We start from the raw sequence: 26,251 nt of genomic DNA on the forward strand, positions 1-26,251 counted from the left end.
GTGGAAAACTTTTTAAGATATTTGAGTGTTTCAAAACTCGAATTGATTCACTGTTAATTTCATTATGATTGTATGGATAAGAAAAGACTTACCGCTGAAAACGGGCGCCCAATCGCCGACAACCAGAATGTTCAAACTGCCGGCCGCCCAGGACCTATGACAATTCAAGATCCGTGGTATCTTGAAAAAATTGCTCATTTTGACCGTGAGGTAATCCCTGAAAGGCGAATGCACGCCAAAGGGTCAGGAGCTTTCGGCACATTTACGGTAACCAATGACATCACCGAATTTACCCGAGCTTCAATATTTTCAGAAGTCGGTAAAAAGACTCCATGTTTGGTGAGATTTTCCACCGTAGCAGGGGAGCGTGGTGCAGCCGATGCCGAGCGCGACATACGCGGTTTTGCAATGAAGTTTTACACCGACCAAGGCAATTGGGATCTTGTGGGCAATAACACTCCTGTGTTTTTCCTGCGTGACCCGTTGAAATTTCCCGACCTTAACCATGCCATAAAGCGAGATCCCCGTACCGGCATGCGCAATCCCACTGCAAATTGGGATTTCTGGACATTGCTTCCTGAAGCATTGCACCAAATCACCATTTCAATGTCGCCTCGAGGCATTCCTGCATCTTTCCGCAATATGCACGGATTTGGAAGTCACACTTACAGCTTCATCAATAAGGACAATAAGCGCACATGGGTGAAATTTCATTTTATCACGCTTCAGGGTATAAAGAATCTTACTGATAAGGAAGCCGAGGCCATAATAGCCAAAGACCGCGAATCGCATCAGCGCGATTTGTTTGAGGCAATAGAGCGTGGCGATTTTCCTCGCTGGATGCTTCAGGTTCAGTTGATGACCGAGGATGAGGCAAAGAAGTATCACATTAATCCGTTTGACTTGACAAAGGTGTGGTATCATAAGGATTTCCCGTTACGTGATGTGGGAATTCTTGAACTTAACCGCAATCCCGAGAATTTCTTTGCTGAAATAGAGCAAGCGGCGTTCAATCCAGCCAATATTGTAGATGGAATAGGATTTTCACCCGATAAGATGCTTCAAGGGCGTCTGTTCTCCTACGGCGATGCGCAACGCTATCGACTTGGGGTCAATCACAACCTTATCCCCGTAAATCGTCCGAGATGTCCGTTCCATTCATTCCATCGTGACGGAAAAATGCGCACCGACGACAATTACGGAGCCACATTATCCTACGAGCCAAACAGCTTCGGCGAATGGCAGGATACTCCGTCAAGGAAAGAGCCGCCCATGGATTTGCATGGCGAGGTCTATAACTATGATGAGCGGGAGTATGACGAGGATTACTATACCCAGCCCGGCAAATTGTGGCGGTTGATGAGTGCCGAGGACAAGCAAGCTACTTGTCGAAACACGGCTACTCAGATGGAGGGAATACCTCTATTTATAAAGCAGCGTCATGTGCGTGCTTGCCATAATGCCGATCCCGAATATGGCCGAATGCTTTCCGAAGCATTGGGTATTGACCTTTCGGAGGCTCTTGTGGCCGAGGACCCCGCTCATCCGTCATGGGATAAGCGCAATAAGGTTATGTGATGATTATGGATTGATTATTACATGAATTAGCTTTATAAGATGGGCTGTGTCGGAAATCCCGGCACAGCCCATCTTGCAATTAGTTGCAGATAGATTGAATAGCAATGACGCTTTCAAATACCGAAATAGAGAGGGCAGAAGATAATGAGAGCGATGATTAATCCTATAAGGTATCGCGCAAACCGACATAATCGTTGAAAGGTGTAAATATAATCCAAATTTGTGGCTATTTTTAATGCGGAAATAATAATATTTTGATTATCTTTGCAATAAAAAGAGCGAAGATGAAACTTTCAGAATGGATTAGACACCGAGAGATAACAGGCAAACCTTGTTTTTCTTTTTCGGATGTAACAGCAGCTTTTGCAGACATGTCATAGCAGCCGTTACTTAATTCTTTGAGCCGGTATGTTCGGAGCAAGCGTCTTGCGCTCGTGGCACGAGGATTTTACTGCATTATTCCTCCTCAGTATGCGCTGCAGGGTCTTGTTCCACCGTCATATTATGTAGATCAACTCATGTCGTATATCGGGAAGCTCTATTATGTAGGGCTCCTTAGTGCGGCGGCTTTTTGGGGCGCAGCTCATCAGCGTCCGCAACAGTTTTCTATTATGACAACTTATCCTCGTTATTCACGGTCGAGCGATAGAAATAATATGTTGATATGGTTTTACCGTACAGAAATACCCGAAAAGTTCCTTCTTACTAAAAATACGGAAACCTCTTGTGTTAAATATTCCAACGCTGAGCTGACGGCTATTGACCTCGTTCAGTTTGAGCAACATATAGGAGGATTGTCGCGAGCTGCTACCGTATTGTCAGAACTATTGGAAAATATGAATTTCCGAGGAGCACATGATACACTGTTTAATTTTACAACGGTAGCTACTGTCCAAAGGCTCGGCTACATTGTGGATGAAATTCTTGAAGAGAGGGGGCAGGCGGACATAATATATAATGAATTGAAATTATATAGCAATCATTTCAGATATTGTTGGCTGAGCACGAAGCACGATAAAAAAAAATCTGCAATAAGTGAAAAATGGAAATTATATATTAATACAGAAATTGAGCCGGACGAAATATGATAAACCGCAATGCAATAGATTAATGGAATGAGTTCTTGCCGTGGCAGGACAAGGCGATGGTCGAGCAAGATTTAATAATATCACGTGCTTTGGTCGATATTTTCAGTGATGAGTTTCTCGCTTCGCAACTCGCGTTTCGCGGAGGGACGGCACTTCATAAACTTTATCTTTCTCCTCAGCCGAGATATAGCGAGGATATTGATCTTGTGCAAATAAATCCAGGCCCTATAAAAACAATTATGTTTCGTCTTGGGGAGGTTCTCGATTGGTTGCCCGATAGAGTGACGAAGCAAAAGCGATACAACAATACTATGCTTTTCAGATTGGAATCAGAGATTCCTCCGGTAGTGCCTATCCGCTTAAAAATAGAAATCAACTGTTTTGAGCATTTCAACGAATTGGGCCTTGTGAAGATTCCTTTTAGCGTAAGCAATTCATGGTATACAGGGGATTGCGAGATTACTACTTATAGACTTAACGAACTTCTCGGCACGAAGTTACGTGCACTATATCAACGACGCAAGGGACGCGACTTGTTTGATCTTGCAACAGCATTGGCTCATTCGGATGTCAATGCAGAGGAAATTTTGAGATGCTATTACCGATATATGGATTTCAGCGTTTCCCAACCACCTACCAAAAGACAGTTTGTTATCAATATGGAGGATAAAATGCAGGATCCGGAATTTCTTGGCGACACAACCATGCTTTTGCGACCTGGCATCATCTTCAATCCGGCATATGCATATACCCAAGTATTTGACACATTAATTGATAAAATCAAAAAGTAAATTTCTTACTCAGATAGCTTTTGTTATTCAATCTATCTTTTAATGATGCAAAGATGGTAAATTTGTTCATTATATGAAACGTTGTGCGATATTTAGCAGTTTTTAGTTGGTGGATTTAATAAACTTTTAGCAAATAAATTTCCCATCATATCCTTGAGTAGCTGGCTGTTGGGGGGGATAAAACAAAAAGAGCCACCCTTGGATGGGCAGCTCTTTGTAGCGAATCTGGGAATCGAACCCAGGTCTCCACCGTGAGAGGGTGGCGTGCTAGGCCACTACACTAAATCGCCGTTAGTATTTGTTTGTCGCTTTCGACACTGCAAAGGTAGTCATATTTTTTTAACCGCCAAAATCTTTTTCAAAAAAATTGGGCGGTGCCGCATAAAATGAGTAATTTTGAAGAGTAATACCATAACACAGATAAAATTAATTATGCAACCAACATTACAACATCATGCAAGAGTGGATGTAGCCGATGTCCTGAGGGGGCTTGCGGTTATGGGAATAATCTTACTTCACTCGATTGAACACTTCAATTTCTATTCATTTCCCGATACGGCGGGGCAGGGCGCATTGCTCGATTTCACCGACCGTGCGATATGGGACGGTCTTTTCTTCCTGCTTGGAGGTAAGGCTTATGCAATATTCGCATTGCTTTTCGGCTTCAGTTTCTTTATTCAGGACGATAATCAGCGAATGCGAGGAAATGATTTCCGTCGTAGATTCTGCTGGCGATTGTTGCTGCTGTTTATCATCGGTAATTTCAATGCGTGTTTCTTTACCGGCGAGATACTTGTAATGTACTCGTTGATAGGCATAGTGCTTGTGCTTACATGTCGCTTGTCGACAAAGTGGGTTCTTGCCATAGCGGCAGTGTGCATGTTGCAGCCGGTTGCAATATATAATGTGATAAGAGCATCGCTCGACAGTTCCTACATTACTCCCACCGTTCCGTCGTCGCATCTTTGGGGCGCAGCATTCGCCATGCAGTCGGGTGGAACGTTTCTTGGCACTGTTGCCGTGAATATATGGGAAGGACAGCTCGCCAGTCTTGCCTGGGCATGGGATCATGGTCGCATCTTCCAGACTGCGTCACTGTTTATGCTCGGAATGGTGATTGGCCGAAACGGACTTTTCCTGAAGGAACATCTGCCTATGTGGGGAAGGGTACTTGCTATTTCATTGATAGCCTTCTTCCCGCTTCACGGATTGGACCAGATGTTGCCCGATTTTATAGACAATAAAAACATATTGTCGCCGCTGTTGATTATAATCAGTTCGCTTGCCAACCTGTCGTTCATGCTCGTACTCGTTTCGGGTATATTGTTTGCCTTCTATCGCACTAACATGCACGACCTGCTGATGAAGATAACACCCTATGGTAAGATGAGTATGACCAACTACGTTACTCAGAGCATAATAGGTTCAATGATATATTACAATTGGGGATTCGGAATGCACGCCCATCTTGGCATCACAGCAAGCTTCCTGTTGGGTATAGTGCTGTTTGTGCTTCAATACATGTTCTGTCGCTGGTGGATATCATCACACAGCCACGGACCGATGGAGTACATGTGGAAGCGTGCGACATGGATTGACAAGTCGCTTCGACCGACAGTGAAAACGTTATAACAACGATAATATTTGAGGCAGAACCGGCTCGACTCCGTCGTTTACAATAGTCTTTGTGAGCGGATGGAGTTGGGCCGCTGTCGTTGATTGCGATGATATTCGTGCAAGCACTTGCTCGCGTGACATTGAGTTGCGTTTCATTACGCGTTGCACGCGCAATTCGGTGGGAGCGGTAACTTCCCACACTTCATCGACCTCGCGGTCGAGTCGGCTTGCATAAAGGATGGCGGTTTCCACCCACACGGTTTTGTCGGACGATGTATCGCGCCAACGCCGAAGGTCGGCTCTTACCGCCTTGTGGACGATGGAGTTTAAGCGTGACAAGGCATCGGGATCGTTGAACACGATTTCCGACAACAGTTTGCGGTCGATTGTGCGGTCGCTTCTTACGGCGTCGATTGAAATGAGATTGATCAGGTCGTCCTTTATCGATTCATCGGTGTCCATCAACGCTTTGGCGCGTGTGTCGCAGTCGTAGACCTTGTGTCCCATTGCCCGCAGGATGTCGGATATTACGCTTTTTCCGCTACCGATGCCGCCGGTTATCGCTATAAGCCTTGTCGAAGACATGAGTTGATTGTGATTATTGAGCTCGTTTGGGCTCGATTATGTACTCTACACTGTCGGGGGTCATGCTCGCATTTCGGTAGAGCTCAGGCATGAGCGACATTGTGACTTTAAGTTTGCCGTTGCGGGCATGTCGTGCCTCGTTGTAGTCGACATAGGCTTTAAGCACATAGGGCTCGCTGTTGAATTCGCTCATGGGAACGAGATAGGACACCTCGACTTTTGAAGGGAATGTTATCAACGTGTAGTCGTTGGGTACGTTCTTGCCTATAACCGATACGTATTGCTTTCGGGCAATGAGAGGCTCCACGGGCACGGTGAGTATGATTCGGTCGGGAATTATGCGTATACCGGGAATCGGTTCTATGCGGGCATCAAACTTAGTGGTATCCTTCAATCCGCTTCGCACAATGGGCACGGTTTCAACCGAATTCAGCGAGTGGGGGAGATCATCGACCGAATAGAGCCACACCGAATCCACATTGGCGGTCACAGGACCGAATACCGTCCAGCCGAGGGCGGGGCGTACATCGGCGTTTACCTTCACAGCCACACGCCGGCCGGGACTTGTGGTGTAGTTGATTCTCATCGAGTCGGGAGTTATTGTGACAATCTGGCTGTTGGCGCCGAAATAGTCACGCAGTCGAGCGTTAAGGTCGGCTGTTCCGAGCAGGAATTTTCCCGATGAGTGGCGATAGTTGTCCCAGTTGATTTTCATTGTCGGCACTTCTCCCCAGCTGTAGCGCACAAGCGACGAGCCTTTATCGCGTACACTCACTTTCAGCGACGGCGGCACATCGGATATCAATGTCACGCTGTCGGGTACGTTGGTGAGTGTTATAGGCACTTCAAGATCCTCCTGGACTTCATTGTTGAGAGTCAGGAGCAGCCAGAATATGTAGGAGATAAGGAGAAAAACAAGAAACAACACTATTTCGCGTCCTCGTGTCGATGTTATTGAGTCGTGGACGCGATTGATAAAGTCAGATAGCTGCTTCTTGAATGTTGTCGACATTACTTCCGGGTTTGATGGTATAATAATGAAGCCCGTTCATCGCCTATGAAAGGAAATGCACGGGCCCTGTATAGCAATGAAAATTGTTACTCCTTACTTTGCGCTGTCATTGGCCGATTCCTGAGCCTGAGCAGCTGACGGATAAACCGAACCCTTGTCGATTGAAATGCGTACATTGTCGGCGATTTCAAGGGTGATGGTGTTTTCCTTCACGGCTCGAATCTTGCCATAGATGCCTCCGGCGGTGATTACACGGTCGCCGACATTCAAGCCTTCGCGGAACTTCCTGATTTCCTTCTGCTTCCTCTGTTGCGGACGAATCATGAAGAAATAGAATATAGCGATCAGGGCTACAATCATGATCAAGTTCATCATTCCGGCGCTTCCACCTGCTTCCTGTAGGGGTATGAGATTGTTAAGCATGTCTTATTTTATTAAATGTTTTTTGTTTTGTTAATTTTTCAAATGCAAATATAGTGAAAGTAATTTTATTCTTTCACTATTATGCCGTCCTTTTTTAAATTATTAATAATTGCATAGAGAAGTCCTGTGATAAACTGACCGCTCTTGGGTGTGGAGTAGTAATTGGCGATTTCGGTGTACTCGTTTATGGTGACGAGTGTAGGAATCGACTCGAAGTTTATCAGTTCGGCTATGGCGGTTTCAAGGATTACGATATCCATGAATGCGAGGCGGTCGGGGTCCCACTTGCTCTCCACGAGGCAGGCGTCGATCATTTCTCGATATTCAGCCTGGTTGCGTATTGCATCCTCAAAGAGTTTAGGCCCGAAGCGTTCATCCTCGATGTCCTTGAACTTGGGAAGAAGCGATATGGGCTTGTCTTCGCTATGGGCGAATTGCTTGATGGTCTTGAGCACGAATGAGCCCATTATAGTAAGGTCATCGTTCCAGTAGACCGATTGCGACTCAAGCGACTCGGCGAGGTCGTCGCTCTCCACAATGATGTTTTTGAAAAGAGAGTACCATAACTCGCAGTCGTTGGCAAAGTCGGTTGAGGGAGCGGCCATGTATTCTTTATAGATGTCGCTCTCAAGAATCTTGTCGAGAATGCGGCGCAGTGTCACATCCTCGTCCTGCCATGAAATGGGTGTCTTGTCGAGATACTCCTTCATGTCGTCATTTTCGCGCAGTGCCTGAATGAACTGATTCTCGACAAATCGCATATTAGGATTCAGGTCGTCGTGCGACGGCAGGTATTTATGTTTTGCTTCATCAAGGTTCAGTGCGCGCAGGTCGGTAAGGTCGATCATCAACTGCAGCAGGCTGTGATATAGCTCGTAGGCTTTGTCGAGCGATGTGGCAAGACCTCTTCGGGCTTCTACAAGCGAGCTGCGCACGGTCGAAAAGTCGTTGAGCGTTTCGTCGAGCATCTGGAGAGCCTGCTCGTAACCCACATGGGTAAATCCGGGGTCGGAGTTTATGAGCTCTTTAATGGCGTTGTCACGCAGCAGGATGGTGGTGAATATGGTTTCCCAAAGCTGTACCTCGTCCTGGATTTCAGGCTTGGTCTTCATGCGCGAATAGTCCTTGAATGCGCTCGATTCCTTGATGGCGGCCGACAGGCGCTGATGGTGGGAGAGAAGAGCCTCGGAAAATGAGCGGTGATGCAGCGCAATATCTTTCATGTCGTCATTGGCGGCAAGCGCTGCGGCAATGTGGGTCCAGTCGTTTTTGCCGATTTTGTTGGCAGGCTCGATTCGCGGGCGGCCTTCGTAGTTGGATATGCGATAGCCCGACTGGTCAAGCAGCAACAGGAGCAAGTCACAATAAAGCGAGTAGGCAAACCGCTTGTCACGTGAATGGGATTCCGGTTCGGGAAGTATCTTAAAATCACTGCGGGTCAACAGATAGGAGTAAAGCATCTGAACGACCTTCATTCTAATCAAGATTCTGTTTATCATAACTCAAAGCTCTTGTAATGTTGTTTTGTGGCTGCAAAATTAGTAAAAAATGTTGGGATATGGTGAAAACGGCTGATAAAATGATGAAAAATAGCGTCGGCAAAGTTAATTGCCGACGCTATGTCAAGTATCTTTTTCTACGGTCATTTCTGAGCGAGCGGATTCCAACCCTGGGCTTTCAGTTCGATTTCGGTGTTGTCGCGTGTTATCATCGCGCATCCGAGCGACTCCTTGGTTATATGGCCTATTACCTTCACTCCGGGTAGCTTTGACACCTTTTCGTGGTCGTGAAGAGGCACGGTGAACAGGAGCTCGTAGTCCTCGCCGCCGTTGAGCGCCGCTGTGACGAGATTCATGCCGAGTTCTTCGGCCATGACAGCTGTCTGATAGTCGATTGGAATGCGGTCCTCATAGATGCGGCATCCGGTGTGGCTCTGCTTGCAAATGTGGAGCAGCTCGCTTGAAAGTCCGTCGGATATATCCATCATCGCTGTCGGCTTTATGCCTGCTTGGTCAAGCTCGGCTATGATGTCCTTTCGTGCCTCGGGCTTAAGCTGACGCTCGATGAGGTACTCCTTGCCTTCAAATTTCGGGATGAAGTCCTTTTGACCCACCGAGGCGATTTTTTCGCGTTCGAGAAGTTGCAATCCCATATAGGCTGCGCCGAGGTCGCCGCTCACGCATATAAGGTCGGTGTCCTTTGCGCCGTTGCGATACACTATTTTGTCCTTGGGGGCATCGCCTATGCAGGTCACCGATATTACAAGACCCTGACGCGACGATGTGGTATCGCCTCCCACGAGGTCGACTCCGTATATCTCACAGGCATGACGGATGCCCGAGTACAATGCTTCGATGTGCTCGACGGTGAAACGCTTTGAAATTCCGAGCGAAACCGTTATCTGCCTCGGGGTGCCGTTCATGGCGTAGACATCGCTGAAGTTGACCACAGCGCTTTTGTAGCCGAGGTGCTTCAACGGCACGTAGGTTAGGTCGAAGTGTACGCCTTCGAGCAGGAGGTCGGTAGTGACGAGTACTTCGGTTTCGTGATATTCCAGCACGGCAGCATCGTCGCCCACGCCTTTTAACGACGATTGATTGGCAAGTTCGATGCCGTCGGTCAGTCGGTCGATTAATCCAAATTCGCCCAAAGAGGCTATTTCAGTCATCTTGTCTTCCATCACTCTTCAAATCGGTTGACCAGTTCAGTCATGATCTCCATCATCTTGGGCTGAGCCTTGGCGGCAGCCTTCTGTACCTCTTCGTGCGAAACCTCCTCAACGATGCCTTCGACACCGAGGTCGGTGATTACCGATACACCGAATACTTCCATGCCTCCGTGACGGGCTACGATTACCTCGGGCACGGTCGACATTCCCACAGCATCGCCACCGATGATGTGGAAATACTTGTATTCGGCCGGAGTTTCAAATGTAGGTCCTTGCGTACCCACATACACACCGTGCATGACACGGATGCCCTTCTCCTCGGCAATTTCCATAGCGTGCTTTATCAATCGCTTTGAATAGGCTTCGCTCATGTCGGGGAAGCGTGTGCCGAGTTCGTTGTAGTTCTTTCCGCGCAACGGATGCTCGGGGAAGAGGTTGATGTGGTCGGTTATTATCATGATGTCGCCTATCATGAATTCGGGATTCATGCCTCCGGCGGCATTGCTTACAAAGAGTGTCTTTACGCCGAGAGCCTTCATCACGCGCACCGGGAATGTGACTTGCTTCATGTCGTAGCCTTCATAGAAATGGAAGCGTCCCTGCATGGCCATGATTCGTTTGTTGCCGAGGCGGCCGAATATCAGGTTGCCTGAATGGCCCTCGACGGTCGATACGGGGAAGTTGGGGATTTCAGTGTAGGGGATATATTGCTTGTCCTCGATGTGGTCGACAAGTGCTCCAAGCCCGGTGCCGAGAATTATTGCGGTTTTAGGCAAATCGGTTACTTTTGAGCGGATGTAGTCGGCGGTCTGGTTAATTTTTTCTAACATGATTTTGGTCTTTATTTGGATTTAAAAAGGGTCATGTATATAACATCAGGCTCCGTTGAAATGTTGCGCTTAACGTTCTATTCGCGCGGTGATTTTATTATGGAGCGTATCTCTTTGTCAAATGACGGTGTGCCCGACGGCATGGCGTAGGGCAGAAATTCCACTTTTATGGGGATGTAGAATGTGCATGCCTTCAGCTCATGCGGGAAGTAGGGGTTGTTGGCTATGCGCACGGCATCCTTTTCGGTCGTGATTATGTATTTGTTGCGACCAGGCATTTTGTCATACAACTTCTTTATCTCTTCAAAGTTCTTGCGGGTGAAGTTGTGGTGATCGGCAAATTGCTTCACCGTCACTGATGCCTGATGGCGCTTTATGTAGCGGACAAACGGTTTGGGATTGGCTATGCCTGCGATGACGAGTACCGAATCGTCCTTCGTGAGCCATGACAGGTTTAGCACGTAGGTCGTTTCGTCGGGATAGAGGCTTACGGGATTTCCGTAAACGTAATGTGAAAAATAGAGTTTCTGGTAGGCAAAAAGGTTGAGATGCTCATAGATGAGGCGTATGTCCATCGGTCGTATCTCCGAGGGGCATTTCGTCACAACTATCACATCGGCTCGGTTGAGCGCACTCTGCGGTTCGCGCAGACGCCCGAGCGGCAGAAGATCGTCGTTATATATCGGGCGGTTCCACTCCATGAGCACAATCGACAACGACGGCCTGACATAACGATGCTGGAATGCGTCGTCAAGCAGGATGAGGTCGATAGTGGGGTCGATGCGCATCATCTCCTCGATTCCCTTGCAGCGGTCCTCACACACGGCAACGCGCACATGACGGCCATATTTCTGATACATCTGGTAGGGCTCGTCGCCGATATCCGACGGGGTGGAGTGCTTGTTGGCCATGATGAATCCGCGTGTATTGCGTTTGTATCCTCGGCTTAGCACCCCGATGCGGTAGACGCCACGGAGAGCGTTGATTACATATTCGGTGTGGGGGGTCTTTCCGGTTCCTCCCACCGAGAGATTTCCGACAACCACTACCGGGATGTCGAATTTGTGCTGCTTCAACAGGTGCCACTCAAACATGCGGTTGCGCACTGCAACCCCCATGCCGTATAACTTCGACATGGGGAGTAGCATTGCTTTTTCTATGAGTTTGTTGCGACCCATCGGGCAGTTATCTCATTATGTTATTCGATTACAATAGGTTCCATGCGGCACTGGATGCGTTCAAGCTGTGTCGCTTTCTTTATGGCATTGTAGAGTTGGCGAGCCTCGCCAAGCTCCTCGTTGAGAATCGACTCCTTGACATTGCCTGATGCCATGAGTATTTCTTCCCACCATTCGCCCTTGGGGTCGGGATACTCTACAATCTGATATTTGTCGTAACCCTGCTCAAGAGCGAGGGCTTCGATGCAGTCGTTGAGGGTGCCGAGTTCGTCGACGAGTCCTATGCGCTTTGCTGCCATGCCGTCCCACACGCGACCTTCGGCAATTGCCTTTATCGAGTCGACGCTGAGATTGCGACCTTCGGCGCAGCGGCCTACGAATGTTTCATATCCGCGGTCAATCTGACGCTGCATTGCGGCACGCTGTATTTCGGTCATGGGTTCGGCAAGACTGAGGTTGGCGTTGGGGTTGGTCGAGATGGTCGATACGTTAACCCCGAGCTTATCGGTGAGCAGTCCCTTTACACACGGAATTATGCCGAAGATGCCTATAGAGCCTGTAAGTGTCACGGGCTGGCAGTAGATCTTGTCGGCTCCGCATGAGATGTAGTATCCGCCCGATGCGGCTACATCGCCCATCGACACGTAGAAGGGTTTGCCTTTGGCCTTGAACTGCTCGAGAGCTTCCCATATCTGTTCCGAAGCAAATGCGCTTCCGCCTCCTGAGTTTACGCGGAGTACGAGTGCGTCGATGTCGTCGTCTTCAGCCAGGTCGAGAATCATCGGGGCCATCTTGGCGCCTACGATGCCCGAGTTGCCGGTGTCGACAATGTCGCCTACGGCATACAGCACGGCAATCTTGTTGTCCGATTTCTTATCTTTTATCGATGCCGCATAGGTGGTGGGCGATACCAGGTTTAAGCTTTCGTCGGAATCTGTTTCGGTAGCAGTCTTCATCCAATCCTCGGCTTCATGGCGATAGAGCAGTGATGAAACCACGTTGCGTGAGGCGAATGTGGCGGGGTTCTGGGTGGCTATTATGCTGTCGGCCCATTGGTTTACGGTTTCCGAGTCAACATTGCGGCCGGTTGCTATGCCATCCTTTATATAATCCCAAATGGGATTGATGTAGGCTTTTATCTGCTGGATGTTGGCTTCACTCGGGCCTGTCATGATGTAAGGCTCGACTGCGCTTTTATAGGTACCTACTTTTATCACCTGGGCCTCTACTCCGAGTTTGTCGAGCAATCCTTTGAAATAGGGTGTGCTTCCTCCAAGTCCGTGAATGTCGATGTTACCTATGGGGTTAAGCCATAAAGAGTCGGCAACCGATGCAAGATAGTAGTTGCCCTGAGAGTAGGCGTCGCCGTAGGCAACAATCCATTTTCCCGATTCCTTGAACTTGGCAAGCTCTTCGGCTACATAGGCCAAAGTAGCTGTGCCGGCGCTTCCGCCGTTACATTCGAGATATATGCCGTCGATTTTTGAGTCGGTCGCAGCGTGTCTGATCGATTTTATCAGGTCGTTAAGGGGTATTGAATTGTTTTGAATTCCTTGCAGTTCATCGATAAGTGATTTGCCCTGCGCACGTTCTTCGATTGAGCCGTCAAGATTGATGTGGAGTATCGAGTGCTTCGATATCTCCGGACTTGAAGAGCCCGAACCGGCTGCTATCATCATTATCAACATTAAGAATGATCCCAAAATGGAAATCAGGATCGTAATCCAAATACCTGCTATGGTTGCAAGTACATAAATAAAGAATTGTTTCATCTTAGTTTAGAAATTTGTCATACACAGCGTCTTCTACGGCACTATACCCTACAAAGATAATTGATTATATGCAGTAGTGCAAATATTTATTGTATAAAGTTATTATTTGCGAAAATTGCATGTATTTCGTTCTTGATTTCGACCGTTGTGTTGCTTGAAAAATGCCGACAATTCCGACACAACAGCCGAGGTCGTCAGCCTTTTCGGTAGTATGGTTAAGTCATTTTCGTATAAATATAGGATAGACATACATGTGAAAGCGGCTGTGTCAAAAAAATGGCACAGCCGCTTGTGGGGTCAATGATTGATGAAATGTTATTCAGCTTTCAGGAAATGTATTCCCAGTTCAATCTTGGTTGTGTTGTCGATGATTTGCGGCATGGTGCGCAATGCTCCTCCCATCATAGGTGCCATAGAACCGAATGTGGGATCCTTGGCCATTTCTCGGTAGTTTGACAGTTGCATTTTCATGAATCTTTTTTGCTGGCACGCTTGCACGTGTCAAATTTTATTACTATCTTTGTAGCACCGTGTAGCAATCAACGGCAGGGCGGCATAATATGAAGCTGAAAATAACCAAGACAAAAAAGACTTCCATCCTTTATGTACAGAAGGCATACAGGGACAAGAACGGCAAAAGTACCTCAAGAATCCATGAGCGCCTTGGAACGCTTGAGGAAGTTCGTCAGAGATGCGGAGACAGAGATCCTGTTGAATGGGCCAGGGAATATATCGCCAGGCTTACGGCACAGGAGAAGGAGGGCCGGCAGGTGATAATATCACGTCTGTCGCCCACAAAGCTTATTGAAAAAGGCGAGGCTCAGAGTTGCGAGAGCGGATATCTGTTTCTTAAACGGCTGTACCATAAGGTCGGGATGGACAGGATATGCGAGGCAATCTCACGTAAACATAAGTTCGACTTCGATTTCAACAAAGTTCTGGAGCTGATGGTCTACGAACGGCTTTTGAGACCGGCTTCAAAACTAGGTAATTATCGCAGGAGCGGAAGCTATATCGAGCCTTTTGATATAGAAAAACAGCATATCTACAGGAGTCTGGATATCCTGGACAGACACGGTGAATACATCCAGAAGAGACTTTTCCTTAATTCGTCAAAGGTTGTCGAACGGGATACGACCGTCATGTACTATGACTGCACCAACTATTTTTTCGAGAGAGAATCTGCCGATCCGGACTATGTGACAGACAAAAAAGGGAACGTTCATGAACGTATACGCAAGTACGGAGTCTCCAAGGAACATCGACCGAACCCCATCGTACAGATGGGTATGTTCATCGACAACTCCGGCATGCCGGTTGCGATGTGCATCAATCCCGGCAATGCCAACGAACAGACTACCTTGATTCCAACTGAAAAGATTATAGTTGAGAAGATGGGGGTCAGCAAGATTGTAGTCTGTACAGACGGAGGTCTCTCTTCTGAAGGCAACCGGTCATATAACTCCACAGCAGAAAGATCATTCATAACGGTGCAGTCAATAAAGAAACTGGAGGATAATCTCAGGGACTGGTGTCTGGAACCGACAGGATGGAAACTTGTAAAGTCCGACACGGTACAAAAAGACAAGCGGTACCGGGATGCAGACGAGGATGAACTGGAGTTTGACCTGACTGATGCCGATACTGCCCGTTATTACGGAGACCGCACTTTTTATCGCGAGCGTTGGATTGTCAATGAAAAGACAAAGTTCTCTCAAAGATTGATTGTGACATTTTCATACAAATACCGCGACTACCTCCGATTCCTGCGTCAACGCGAGATTGACAAGGCTGACAGCAATGCACGTGGAAACAGGACATTGACCAAATCTTATAAGAGCCCTGACAGGTTCCTTTCCGAGACCTACGCCACAGAAGACGGCGAGGTTGCGGTATTCAGAACCGTCTCCCTGAATCTTGACGCCATATCAGAAGAAGAAAAATATGACGGCTTCTATGCGATATGTACGGATCTGTCTGACAATGTGACGAAAATCATCGAACTGAACCATAACCGCTGGGAGTCGGAGGATGCCTTCAGGGTCATCAAGACTGACTTCAAGGGTCGACCCGTCTTCGTCTGGACGGCGGAACACATAAGGGCCCACTTCATTGTCTGCTTTATCACACTACTGCTCTTCAGAATAATGGAAAAGGAACTGAACTATAAATACACATCCTCCGCTATAATTGAGAAACTACGGTCAATGACTATGAACATAGTCAAGGGAGAAGGCTACAAGCCTAACTTCACACGGGATGATCTTACCGATGACCTACATGCCAAAGCCGGCTTCAGACTCGACACCGAGATTGTTACTCGTCAGAAAATCAAACAGATTATTGCTAATATTAAAAAAGGTTAAATATAGATAACCCCATTCCAGTGCTACATATATAGACCCTTTTGCACATGGCTTCACGCCAATGTACAAAAGGGTTTGCTCGTTTTTGGACTGTAAAAGATGGGTAATTGATTATATGCAGTAGTGCAAATATTTATTGTATAAAGTTATTATTTGCGAAAATTGCATGTATTTCGTTCTTGATTTCGACCGTTGTGTTGCTTGAAAAATGCCGACAATTCCGACACAACAGCCGAGGTCGTCAGCCTTTTCGGTAGTATGGTTAAGTCATTTTCGTATAAATATAGGATAGACATACATGTGAAAGCGGCTGTGTCAAAAAAATGGCACAGCCGCTTGTGGGGTCAATGATTGATGAAATGTTATTCAGCTTTCAGGAAATGTATTCCCAGTTCAATCTTGGTTGTGTTGTCGATGATTTGCGGCATGGTGCGCAATGCTCCTCCCATCATAGGTGCCATAGAACCGAATGTGGGATCCTTGGCCATTTCTTCAAGAAGCATATTGATAAAATCCTCATCTTCAAACAGTGGTGATGCACACTTTAATATGGGAACGAGGAATTCGGTTCCGAGATAGATGTCCATCGAGTTGTCTTCGGCATTCTGCGACACCTGAACGGGTACACCGTCGGTAAGCAGAGGCATGGCTATCCCCATGAGCTGAGCAATCATTTCGCCCATGTCGACTGCGCGTGAGCGGTTTTCGGGAGCATTGGCCATCGAGTGGTATATGATTGCAGCCGGGTTGAGGAACACCTGTATCGAGTTGTCGTCGTTTACGATGTACTGTGCAATGTTCAACGGTGATGTCGTAGGCTCGGTAGCTCCGTTTTCGATATCGACATATACAGCTGAGATGTTGCCGTCGATGCCGAATGTAATGCTCTTAAGGGCAGTGGGCAGCATGTCGGTAACGCTTACCGATACGGGATTGCCTTCTTCATCGACTTGGTCGGTGGGGATTGTCGGCATTCTCAATGCTATACTAACAATTAAGCTTACGGGTATGCCGTAGCCGGGGAAAAGTTCTACTTCCGTATCAGATTCCCAAACGAAGTGCAACGGATCGAGAGTAAAGTCTTCGTTGGCATAGGGAACGTTCAGCGTCAATCCTGCAAGAGCAGCGTTCTTTAGCTTGACATCGCTTATGGCGAGCTTGAGGGTGCTTTCGGTTATCTTGCCTGAATAGCTGAATGTGCAGTGCTCGGTTTCCGACTTTCCGCTGAAGGTGTTGTCGGCCGATATCTTTATCGGAAGGGTGAAGGTGACATTGCCGGGGAATACACCTGTTGTGGGAAGTCCTACTTCGGTCGAAGCGTCGGCTGCAGGTACTATGCCCTCTATGATAGCGCTTATGTCGAGCGGTGCGCCCTGCATTGTGAGTGTTGCCTCTTCGAGGTTTTCAAGATTGGGGGTGAATGTGATCACTTTGCCGAGCATGGGAGCGTCATTGTACATGAGCTGTAGTCCTGATTTATCGGTGTAGGTCTTGGCCTCGATGATGGGAGCGCCCTTCATAGTCACCTGGTCGATGGCTATTGTGAGTCCTGCATCGCTTACTGAACCGTTGTAGCGGTAAGTGCAGAACGGAGTTTCGCCGTTTCCGCTGAATAGAGCTTCGTTGGCATTGGGAATCAATGTCACGGGGATTACAAGCTCATTGGCGCCGGGCACGATGTTGCCGGGTGACAAAAGCGGAGCGCTTGAAATGTTTTCGCTTCTTTTGCTGCCGAGTGACGACAGGGTTAGAGTTGCCTTTTGCGGATCGGTTGCATCGGGAGTGTACAATACAGTTATGTCGGTGCGATCTGTGCCTCCGTATGTGTACTTAAGACCGTTGCTTGCGGTGTACATTTCAACTTTTGTAGGCGCAACGTATGGATCGTCGTCACTACAAGCGGTAAAAATGCAAGTTGAGCATAATACGGCAATCAAATAAAAAAACTGTTTCTTCATAACTTTTTCCTGTATTATTGGTTATTTTCATCTCCATTCCCGGGAGATTGCGGTTTAGGTTTATACAAATTGTCGCAAAGATAGTGCAAAAATTTGGCAAATTATAACGAAAATATAATAAAAATTGATATTTATTTCTATCTTTGTGGGAATATTATCATGCATTAAAAATAGTTTGCAATGAAAAAACAACTCGCAACATTGTTGTTGCTCATCGGAGCAATGACAATTCAGGCTCAACAGTCGGCCGAATCACAATGGCTTGACATTGATTACGTAGGTGACAACATCGAAGGCCACAAGCTTGACATCTATCTTCCGTCGGTGAAGAAGGATTCTTATCCTGCAGTGGTGTTGATATACGGTAGCGCATGGTTTGCCAACAATGCCAAGAAAATGGCTTTTGACTCCATGGGCAAGCAATTACTTGATGCCGGATTTGCCGTTGTGTCAATAAACCATCGTGCAAGTGTTGAAGCAAAGTATCCTGCTCAGATTCAGGATGTAAAGGCCGCTGTGCGTTATGTAAGAGCCAATGCCGACAAATATAAGATTGATCCTTCATTTATCGGAATAACCGGATTTTCATCGGGAGGACATCTCTCATCGCTTGCCGGAACCACCAATGGCGTGAAAACAATGACCTCAGGCGATGTCACAGTCGATATCGAGGGCAATCTCGGTGACTACACATCGGCAAGCAGCGATGTAAATGCCGTGGTTGACTGGTTTGGCCCTATCGACATGTCACGCATGGAAAACTGCAATACAACCAAGGGTGCCGATTCTCCCGAGGCTATGTTGATTGGCGGTGCGCCTGCCGATAACCTTGACATGATCAAGTTGCTGAACCCCATGACCTACATCGACGCCAACGATCCTAAATTCATTGTGATTCATGGCGATGCCGACCCCGTAGTGCCTTATTGCCAGAGCGAATACTTTGCCGAAGCATTGAAGAAAAACGGCAACCTTGTCGAGTTCATCACTGTACCCGAAGGCCAGCACGGCCCCGTGACATTCAATGAGGGAACATTTAAGAAGATGACTGATTTCTTCGTTGAGCAGGCTCGCAAAGTCACCGGAAAGTAACGCGGCGCGATTCACGATATTGCACATTGACGAAAATGAGTTAACTTTGTAGCCGTATTTAAGGACTTATTAATATATAAAGAATGAAGAAGTGCAAATGGGCACTGTGTGTTGCTCTTGGAATTATTGCCATGTCGTGCATAAGGGAAGAGCCGCTCAATGCCGAAGCCGATATAGAATCGGTGACTCTTTCGGGTGATGTGCTTAATCGAGCTCCCATAATAGAAAACGACAAGGTGATGCTTGTCGTTAAGTTCGGAACCAATGTCACTGAACTTGCTCCCGAGTTCAAGCTGACTCCCGGTGCTACCATTCAGCCGCCGAGCGGAACGGTGCGTGACTTTTCATCGCCTCAGAAGTATGTAGTGACATCGCAGGACGGGGAGTGGAGCAAGCTCTACACCGTAACCGTGACTTATGCCGATTTCAACAACTACCGTTACGACTTCGAGCATGTCAAGATAGGCACGGTAAATCGAAGCAACTACGACATCTTCTATGAGCTTGACCCGGCAGGAAAGGAAACTCTCGTGTGGGCGAGCGGTAACCCCGGATTCGCTATGACGGGTTCTGACCGTAAACCCGACGAATTCCCCACCTATCAGGTCGACAACGGCAAGACGGGCAAGGCTCTTGCTCTTACCACGCGTCGCACCGGAGGTTTTGGAAGCCTTATGAACAAGCCTATCGCAGCCGGTAATCTATTCCTCGGCACGTTTGATTTTAGCAGTGCTTTGACCAATGCGCTCAAGGCTACTAAATTCGGCACACCGTTCAATCGCATACCGGTGTATCTGAAAGGATACTACAAGTACACCCCCGGCCCCGTGTTCTATGTGCTCGACAAGGATGCCCCCGACAAGATGCGTCCTGTTGAAGGCAAGGTCGACAAGTTCAATATCTATGCGGTGTTCTTCGAGCCTACTGCCGACATGCTTTATCTTGACGGCGAGAATGTGCTTTCGGAGGATAATCCCAACATCATAGCAGTCGCCGAGATAGCCGATGCCGACCGCGTGAAGAAGACGGAGTGGACCGAGTTCAATCTGCCGTTTGTTCTGCGCCCCGGAAAGGAGATCGACGCCGACAAGCTGGCCGACGGACGCTACAGCATAACTATAGTGTTTGCATCAAGTATCGATGGTGACCTCTTTGAAGGTGCGCCTGAAAGTACTCTGTTGATTGACGAGGTTGAACTTGGTTGTCAATAAACGTGATAAAATTGAATGAATTATGAAAAGTAACCGATACATTATAATTATATTGGCGTTGTTGGCAACTGTGACTGTAAAGGCACAGGACGACATGACTTCGGGCCTTCGTTGGTCGATGCTGCACAATCTGGAATATGAAATAAATGCCGGAATAAACATCGGTGGTACGGCTCCAATTCCTCTTCCCGGTGAGATACGCAAGATTGATTCCTACGACCCTAATCTGAACCTGCATATAGGTGCTTCGGCTACAAAATGGCTGAGCAACGACAAGCGATGGGGCGTTATGGTGGGATTGCGTTTTGAATCCAAGGGAATGAAGACTAAGGCCACCGTGAAGAACTACGGAATGGAGATAATTCAGGACGGAAGCCGTGTGAAGGGTAACTGGACCGGTAAGGTGCAGACAAAATATCACGGTAACTTCGTCACCCTGCCCATCTCGGCTGTTTATAAGATCAGTCAGCGTGTGAGGGTGAATTTCGGCCCATATATCGGCATAGGCATGAACGGTGAGTTTTCGGGCTATGTCTACGACGGTTATCTGCGCGAAGGCGATCCCACGGGCAATAAAGTAACATTTGAGGGCGATTCGCAGGCTCCCTACGATTTTTCCGACGAATTGCGTACATTCCAGTGGGGATTGCAGGCTGGCATCTCATGGCGTGCGTTCAAGCACCTTTCGGTTCAAGGCAATCTGAGCTGGGGATTCAACGACATTTTCAAGAAGTCGTTCAATACCGTAACATTTGATCTCTACCCCATATATCTTAATGTGGGATTCGGATATGCATTCTGATGCAGAATGTGCGTAAATAATTGGTGAAGGGCGATGTTACAATCGCCCTTCGTCGTTATATGAATAATAGGATTCGTGCGTTACGATTATGTGGTCGAGCACCTGAAGGTCGAGCAGCTTGCCTCCCTCCTTTATCTTGGCGGTGAGCCGGTCGTCCTCGACGCTCGGCTTTAATGTTCCCGACGGATGGTTGTGTGCGAGTACTATTGAAGCTGCTACATCGCCACATTCCACCACTTTTTTAAACAGCAGTTTTGAGTCGACCACGGTTCCGGCCGTTCCTCCCTGGCTCAGTCGGAACATATCGAGCACGTGATTGCTGCGGGTGAGCACAATCACCCAGAACTCTTCATGATTGAGTAACTCAAGCTTGTTGCGGATGAGTGAGTACACACTTTTGCTGCCCGTGATGCGCGGGCGTTCGGTCGGAGATTCGTCACGGCACCTCATGCCAAGCTCTATGGCTGCGACGAGCGCAATAGCTTTTGCAGGGCCTATGCCGGGATTTTCCTTTACGAGCTCCTTTATCGACTTGCGGGCAAGCGTGCTGAGGCGGCCGTCGTTGCGCGCGAGCAGCTCCTGGCTCATGGTGAGTACCGATTTGCCTTTGATGCCGTTGCCGAATATTATTGCTATCAGTTCGGCCTTGCTCAATGTCTTGATGCCGTTGCGCATTGCCTTTTCACGCGGACGGTCGTCGGCTGCGAGGTCTTGTATAAGCACGTAGTCACGTGCTTGAGGAGAGTCGGGTTGCATGTTATGGTATTTTGTAATTTACGATTACTTGCCTTTGCGCATCATCACCTCTTCTTCGATGTTGCGTCCCTTGCCGAGGATGATTTTGTTGAAGTAGGCTTTAAGGAATCCCGTTCCATAGCCGCCGAGCTGTATTATGCTGGCCGGCACTGCGAGTGTCGCTATCTTGATGCTGCGTGTCGAGGCGAGGGCCATGATCCATATCGCAAGCAGGTAGACTGCAAGCGGCAGCAGGAACCACGGACTCACGAATATCGCAAGCAGAACCAGTGCCACGGTTCCGAGTACGGCCACGGCAGGCAGCCAGTGCACGAGTTTCAGCGAACCGGGATAGAGCAAGTGTAGGGTGATGCGTGACATTCCGAATACGTGAACCTGTCGGAAGAACTTCTTGAAGTCGACACGGCGTTTATGGTAGACGAATGTGTCGCGTATAAGCCCTATGTTGAAGCCTGCGTTACGTATGCGGGTGCTCATGTCGATGTCCTCCGAGAACATTTCGCGGAACCCGCCCACCTTTTCATAGACATGGCGTGAGAATCCCATGTTGAATGTGCGGGGCGTGAACTTTTCAAGCTGCACTTTGCCGCCGCGTATGCCTCCGGTGGTCAGGAACGATGTCATGGAGTAGTTTATGGCCTTCTGGGTGTCGGAGAACGATTCATGTGCGGCATCGGGTCCGCCGAAGCAGTCGTAGGGCTTCTCGGCAAGAGCCTTGCGTAGCCTCTCGAAGTAGAAGGGAGGTATTACGCAGTCGGAGTCGAAGAAGATGAAGTATCGTCCCGAGGCGCGCTCCATTCCGTAGTTGCGTGCTATAGAGCGTCCTTCGTTCTCCTTGTAGAAATACTTTACATCGACCTGCTTCTTGTATTTTTCAACCGTAGCGTCACATGGGTCGGTTGAGCCGTCCTCGACAATCACGGTTTCAAAGTCCTTGTCGGTTTGACATGACAGGCTTTGAAGCAGGTCATCCACTTCATCTATTCGGTTATATACCGGTATTATGACTGAATATTCGGGCATAACTTGTGGTGTTAGCTCATGCGTGATTTATAGTCGGAGTAGTCAAAGCGACGCAGATAACGGCAATCGCCTTCTTTGTCACACAACACAATCGACGGGTGCTGGATGCCGTTGAACATTGTTGTCTTTACAGTGGTGTAGTGGTTCATGTCCTCCAGTGTCAGTCGGTCGCCGGTAACCAACGGCTTTTCAAATGACCAGTCGCCTACATAGTCGCCGCTCAGGCATGAATTGCCGCCGAGGCGGTAGGTGGGGAGCGACGGGTCGGTTTCGACACTTTCGGTTATTGCCGGCTTATAGGGCATTTCAAGGCAATCGGGCATGTGACATGCAAATGACGCATCAATTATGGCTGTCTTTACGCCTTGGTTCTCGACTACATCGACAACCGAGGTTATCAGGTCGCCCGTGCGCCATGTGAATGCGCTTCCGGGCTCCATTATCACGTTCAGCCACGGATAGCGTGACTTGAAGTCCCGCAACAGCCCTATAAGATGCTGGACATCGTAACCTTCGCGGGTCATCAGGTGTCCGCCTCCCATGTTGATCCATTTGACCTGCGGCAGGAATTTTCCAAACTGCTGCTCAAAGGCTTCGAGCACACGTTGCAGGTCGTAGGAACTTGATTCGCACAATGAGTGGAAATGCAGCCCTTCGATGCCCTCGGGAAGAGTGTCGCCGAGCTGTTCGGCGGTTACGCCGAATCTCGAACCGGGAAGGGCGGGATTGTATATGTCGGTTTCGATTACCGAGCATAGCGGGTTGACCCTTAATCCGGGTGACACATGTTTGTTGCCGGGAGTCGTGTTATGCTTGTCGAGATCGGCTTTGAACCTATTGAATTGATTCACCGAATTGAACGTGATGTGGGAACTTCCGTTCAGGTATTCGTTGATTGTTTCAGGAGTGTAGGCGGGACAATAGGAGTGTACGTTTCCGCCAAGTTCCTCATTGCCGAGATGCATTTCATTGAGCGAACTTGCGGTGGAGTCGGTTACATACTCCTTTATTATAGGAAATGTCTTCCACAGTGCATTGGCCTTGAACGCCATTATTATGTTTACTCCGGCTTCCTGCTTTACTCGGCTTATAAGCTCGAGGTTGCGGCGAAGCTTCTCCTCGTAGACGATATAAAACGGGGTGGGGATCTCTTCTATCTTCATTGGCTTATGATTTTAAATCGTGCAAATTTCAGCAGGAGCTTCTTGACTCCTACGGTGTCAAACTCTACGGTTATGCGCACATCGGCCGCGCTGCGGTCGATTTCGGTTATGTCTCCTTTACCGAAGCGGCTGTGCTCGATGCGCATACCTTCGCTCAGCTCCGAAGCCGAGTGCAGGTCTTCATCTCCGGCCGGCGAGGACGAAGGTGTCGGCGTGACATTGCTGTGGGCCGAGAATGGCGATGGGGTGCTGCGTGTCGTACGCTCGACTCTTGGGCGCATCGACTCGCGGTAGTTGTCGATGGGGTTTATGAAGCTGTCGGGACGGGCGAAGTCATTGCCTGCCGACAATGCAAGGTAACGCGGATCGATGTCCTTCAGGAAGCGTGACGGTGAGCATGTCTTCGTCTGTCCGTTGCGGAAGCGTGACGAGGCATAGCTTATCATGCAGTGTGACTTGGCTCGCGTTATCGCCACGTAAAGCAATCGCCGCTCCTCCTCGATGGCCGACAGTGTGTCGCAGTTCATTGCCGACGGAAACAGCTCTTCCTCGACTCCTACAATGAACACATTGTTGAATTCAAGTCCTTTTGCCGCGTGTACGGTCATCAATGTTATGCGCTCCTCCGACACCTCGTCGGAATCCTGGTCAGTGGCCAGCGACACCTCGCTCAGGAAGTCGACAAGCGACAGGCTTTCGGTGCCTTCCTCGGTCTTGTTGGCAATGAACTCCTTTACGCCGGCAAGAAGCTCCTGAAGGTTCTCCTGTTTGGAGATGCTTTCGGGTGTGCGGTCGCTTATAAGCGAGCTCAGCAATTGAGTGCGCGTTATGATGGCCCGTGCGACACTCTCGGCATCGTCGCCCCGCCGGTTCATTTCGATGAACTCGGCAATCATGTCACGGAATGAGAGCAGCTTGTTTATCGCAGCCTGACGAAGCCCCGTGTCATATTTGTCGATATTGTTTAGAATCGCCCATGCGCTCACGCGGTTGTCCATGGCGCAGCGCATCAGTCGGTTAACCGTAGTTTCACCTATTCCACGCGCGGGATAGTTGATTACGCGTTTCAATGCTTCGTCATCATCGGGGTTGATCGACAGTCGGAAGTAGGCTATGGCATCCTTCACCTCCTTGCGTTGGTAGAACGACAATCCGCCGTAGATGCGATAGGGTATGTTACGCTTGCGCAGCGACTCCTCAAGTATACGTGATTGCGCGTTGGTGCGATATAGCACGGCATATTCATCGTAGCTGTCGTGATTGCGCATTTTCAACTGTGAAATGCGGTTGGCTACGAGGAATGCTTCTTCGTAGTCGCTGTAGCTTTGCACCACTTCGATGCGCGCACCGATGTCGTTACGTGAGAACACATTCTTTGGAATCTGCTCCTTGTTCTTGGCAATCAGTGAGTTTGCCGCATTTATTATGTTTTGTGTCGAACGGTAGTTCTGCTCAAGCTTGAATATGCGCAGGTCGGGATATGACTTTTTCAGATTGAGGATGTTACGTATGTTGGCTCCTCGGAATGAGTAGATGCTCTGAGCGTCATCGCCCACGACACACAGGTTATGTGCGTCACCGCAAAGTTGCGACACGATGAGATGCTGCGCGAAGTTGGTGTCCTGATACTCGTCAACGAGGATGTAACGGAAATACTCCTGATAGTGTCGGCGTATTTCGGGGTTGTCACGCAACAGTAGATTGGTGTAGTAGAGCAGATCGTCAAAGTCCATCGCTCCGGCCACGAAGCATCGGTTGAAATAGGCCTGATATATTTCACACAGTCGCGGACGCTTTGCGCGGCGGTCGGCCTCCATTATGTCACGCGCCTCGGCATATTGCCGTGGTGATATGAGCGCGTTCTTTGCTGTGGATATTGCCGATGCCACGGTCGAGGGCTTGTATATCTTGTCGTCAAGCCCCATGTCCTTTATTATGGTTTTGATGAGCGACTTTGAGTCGGCGGTGTCATATATCGTGAAGTTGGACTTGAAACCTATGCGGTCGGCGTGTATGCGCAATATGCGCAGGAATATGGAGTGGAACGTTCCCATCCACAGCTTTGAAGCCGTTGCCTGACCCACCATTCCTTCGATTCGCTCGCGCATCTCGCGAGCGGCTTTGTTGGTGAATGTAAGCGCGAGTATTCGCCACGGCTCATAGCCGTGACATAGCAGATGCACTATCTTGTAGGTGAGTACACGAGTCTTTCCCGAACCGGCTCCGGCTATGACAAGCTGGGGCCCTCCGGTGTAGAGCACTGCATCCTGCTGCTGCACATTCAGTTGTTGTATATAGTCTTCCATTACGTATGCAAAAGTACGAATTATTCCTGACA

The 26,251-nt window shown here is 48.5% G+C and carries 22 protein-coding genes and 1 tRNA gene; 8 read left to right on the forward strand and 15 right to left on the reverse strand.

Annotated elements, in window-relative coordinates; genetic code table 11:
* Positions 1 to 72: 72 nt before the first annotated feature.
* The 3 genes from E7746_RS04670 to E7746_RS04680 all read left to right on the forward strand — a co-directional run bounded on the left by E7746_RS04670 (position 73) and on the right by E7746_RS04680 (position 3,457).
* Positions 73 to 1,578 (forward strand): catalase, encoded by a 1,506-nt coding sequence (locus E7746_RS04670; protein WP_136410008.1) that lies wholly within the window; start codon positions 73 to 75, stop codon positions 1,576 to 1,578.
* A gap of 434 nt (positions 1,579 to 2,012) precedes the next feature.
* Positions 2,013 to 2,666 (forward strand): type IV toxin-antitoxin system AbiEi family antitoxin domain-containing protein, encoded by a 654-nt coding sequence (locus E7746_RS04675; RefSeq protein ID WP_238337333.1) that lies wholly within the window; start codon positions 2,013 to 2,015, stop codon positions 2,664 to 2,666.
* A gap of 56 nt (positions 2,667 to 2,722) precedes the next feature.
* Positions 2,723 to 3,457 carry a nucleotidyl transferase AbiEii/AbiGii toxin family protein gene (locus E7746_RS04680; RefSeq protein WP_136410009.1) on the forward strand — a complete coding sequence of 245 codons (735 nt, stop codon included), beginning with the start codon at positions 2,723 to 2,725 and terminating at the stop codon, positions 3,455 to 3,457.
* A 217-nt stretch (positions 3,458 to 3,674) separates the two neighbouring features.
* Here E7746_RS04680 and E7746_RS04685 read toward each other — a convergent pair.
* Positions 3,675 to 3,747 (reverse strand) — tRNA-Glu (locus tag E7746_RS04685).
* A gap of 142 nt (positions 3,748 to 3,889) precedes the next feature.
* Here E7746_RS04685 and E7746_RS04690 point away from each other — a divergent pair.
* Complete coding sequence (locus tag E7746_RS04690) at positions 3,890 to 5,089, forward strand: DUF418 domain-containing protein (protein WP_136410010.1); 1,200 nt, start codon at positions 3,890 to 3,892, stop codon at positions 5,087 to 5,089.
* On the opposite strand, the gene coaE is transcribed toward E7746_RS04690, so the two are convergent.
* From coaE to E7746_RS15075, 9 genes are all read right to left on the reverse strand, one after another.
* Positions 5,084 to 5,659 (reverse strand): dephospho-CoA kinase, encoded by a 576-nt coding sequence (gene coaE, locus E7746_RS04695; RefSeq protein WP_136410011.1) that lies wholly within the window; start codon positions 5,657 to 5,659, stop codon positions 5,084 to 5,086. The two genes, E7746_RS04690 and coaE, sit on opposite strands and share 6 nt — an antisense overlap.
* A gap of 13 nt (positions 5,660 to 5,672) precedes the next feature.
* Positions 5,673 to 6,671 (reverse strand): YbbR-like domain-containing protein, encoded by a 999-nt coding sequence (locus E7746_RS04700; protein WP_136410012.1) that lies wholly within the window; start codon positions 6,669 to 6,671, stop codon positions 5,673 to 5,675.
* Between the two features lie 93 nt (positions 6,672 to 6,764).
* Positions 6,765 to 7,094 carry a preprotein translocase subunit YajC gene (gene yajC / locus E7746_RS04705; RefSeq protein WP_136410013.1) on the reverse strand — a complete coding sequence of 110 codons (330 nt, stop codon included), beginning with the start codon at positions 7,092 to 7,094 and terminating at the stop codon, positions 6,765 to 6,767.
* A gap of 65 nt (positions 7,095 to 7,159) precedes the next feature.
* Positions 7,160 to 8,593 (reverse strand): transcription antitermination protein NusB, encoded by a 1,434-nt coding sequence (locus E7746_RS04710; RefSeq protein WP_136410014.1) that lies wholly within the window; start codon positions 8,591 to 8,593, stop codon positions 7,160 to 7,162.
* A gap of 143 nt (positions 8,594 to 8,736) precedes the next feature.
* Positions 8,737 to 9,774, reverse strand: coding sequence for a thiamine-phosphate kinase (thiL, locus tag E7746_RS04715; RefSeq protein ID WP_238337371.1), 1,038 nt, complete (start codon positions 9,772 to 9,774; stop codon positions 8,737 to 8,739).
* Positions 9,774 to 10,592, reverse strand: a complete 819-nt coding sequence (locus tag E7746_RS04720; protein WP_123396541.1) for a purine-nucleoside phosphorylase — start codon at positions 10,590 to 10,592, stop codon at positions 9,774 to 9,776. Before E7746_RS04720 ends, thiL begins: the two co-directional genes overlap by 1 nt.
* Positions 10,593 to 10,669: 77 nt before the next feature.
* A complete protein-coding gene (gene lpxK, locus E7746_RS04725) occupies positions 10,670 to 11,770 on the reverse strand; it encodes a tetraacyldisaccharide 4'-kinase (RefSeq protein ID WP_136410015.1) in 1,101 nt (366 codons plus the stop codon).
* 20 nt (positions 11,771 to 11,790) lie between these two features.
* Positions 11,791 to 13,542 (reverse strand): signal peptide peptidase SppA, encoded by a 1,752-nt coding sequence (gene sppA / locus E7746_RS04730; protein ID WP_136410016.1) that lies wholly within the window; start codon positions 13,540 to 13,542, stop codon positions 11,791 to 11,793.
* Positions 13,543 to 13,857: 315 nt separating this feature from the next.
* Entirely contained in the window at positions 13,858 to 14,013 is a 156-nt protein-coding gene (locus E7746_RS15075; RefSeq protein ID WP_168184300.1) for a hypothetical protein, read from the reverse strand.
* An 89-nt stretch (positions 14,014 to 14,102) separates the two neighbouring features.
* Between E7746_RS15075 and E7746_RS04735 the strand changes: the two genes are divergently transcribed.
* Entirely contained in the window at positions 14,103 to 15,908 is a 1,806-nt protein-coding gene (locus E7746_RS04735) for an IS1634 family transposase (protein ID WP_107681949.1), read from the forward strand.
* A 362-nt stretch (positions 15,909 to 16,270) separates the two neighbouring features.
* Here E7746_RS04735 and E7746_RS04740 read toward each other — a convergent pair whose 3' ends face one another.
* The gene (locus E7746_RS04740; protein WP_238337334.1) at positions 16,271 to 17,764 is read right to left on the reverse strand and encodes a DUF4925 domain-containing protein; all 1,494 of its coding nucleotides are present in this window, start codon (positions 17,762 to 17,764) and stop codon (positions 16,271 to 16,273) included.
* Between the two features lie 282 nt (positions 17,765 to 18,046).
* Between E7746_RS04740 and E7746_RS04745 the strand changes: the two genes are divergently transcribed.
* The 3 genes from E7746_RS04745 to E7746_RS04755 all read left to right on the forward strand — a co-directional run bounded on the left by E7746_RS04745 (position 18,047) and on the right by E7746_RS04755 (position 20,971).
* Positions 18,047 to 18,958 (forward strand): alpha/beta hydrolase, encoded by a 912-nt coding sequence (locus E7746_RS04745; protein ID WP_136410018.1) that lies wholly within the window; start codon positions 18,047 to 18,049, stop codon positions 18,956 to 18,958.
* Positions 18,959 to 19,041: 83 nt separating this feature from the next.
* Positions 19,042 to 20,169, forward strand: a complete 1,128-nt coding sequence (locus tag E7746_RS04750; protein WP_123396546.1) for a PCMD domain-containing protein — start codon at positions 19,042 to 19,044, stop codon at positions 20,167 to 20,169.
* Positions 20,170 to 20,191: 22 nt separating this feature from the next.
* Positions 20,192 to 20,971, forward strand: a complete 780-nt coding sequence (locus E7746_RS04755) for a porin family protein (RefSeq protein WP_123396547.1) — start codon at positions 20,192 to 20,194, stop codon at positions 20,969 to 20,971.
* Positions 20,972 to 21,007: 36 nt separating this feature from the next.
* Here the strand turns inward: E7746_RS04755 and radC are convergent, their stop codons facing one another.
* Genes radC through E7746_RS04775 form a run of 4 tightly spaced genes read right to left on the reverse strand, consistent with a single transcriptional unit; the run spans position 21,008 to position 26,219 of the window.
* Positions 21,008 to 21,727 carry a RadC family protein gene (gene radC, locus E7746_RS04760; RefSeq protein ID WP_123396548.1) on the reverse strand — a complete coding sequence of 240 codons (720 nt, stop codon included), beginning with the start codon at positions 21,725 to 21,727 and terminating at the stop codon, positions 21,008 to 21,010.
* A gap of 24 nt (positions 21,728 to 21,751) precedes the next feature.
* Positions 21,752 to 22,750, reverse strand: a complete 999-nt coding sequence (locus E7746_RS04765) for a glycosyltransferase (RefSeq protein ID WP_123396549.1) — start codon at positions 22,748 to 22,750, stop codon at positions 21,752 to 21,754.
* Positions 22,751 to 22,761: 11 nt separating this feature from the next.
* Complete coding sequence (nspC, locus tag E7746_RS04770) at positions 22,762 to 23,913, reverse strand: carboxynorspermidine decarboxylase (RefSeq protein ID WP_136410019.1); 1,152 nt, start codon at positions 23,911 to 23,913, stop codon at positions 22,762 to 22,764.
* Positions 23,910 to 26,219, reverse strand: coding sequence for an ATP-dependent helicase (locus tag E7746_RS04775; protein WP_123396551.1), 2,310 nt, complete (start codon positions 26,217 to 26,219; stop codon positions 23,910 to 23,912). The genes nspC and E7746_RS04775 overlap by 4 nt, the downstream gene beginning before the upstream one ends.
* Positions 26,220 to 26,251 lie beyond the last annotated feature (32 nt).

The sequence above is a fragment of the Muribaculum gordoncarteri genome (assembly GCF_004803695.1).
GTDB lineage: Bacteria > Bacteroidota > Bacteroidia > Bacteroidales > Muribaculaceae > Muribaculum > Muribaculum gordoncarteri.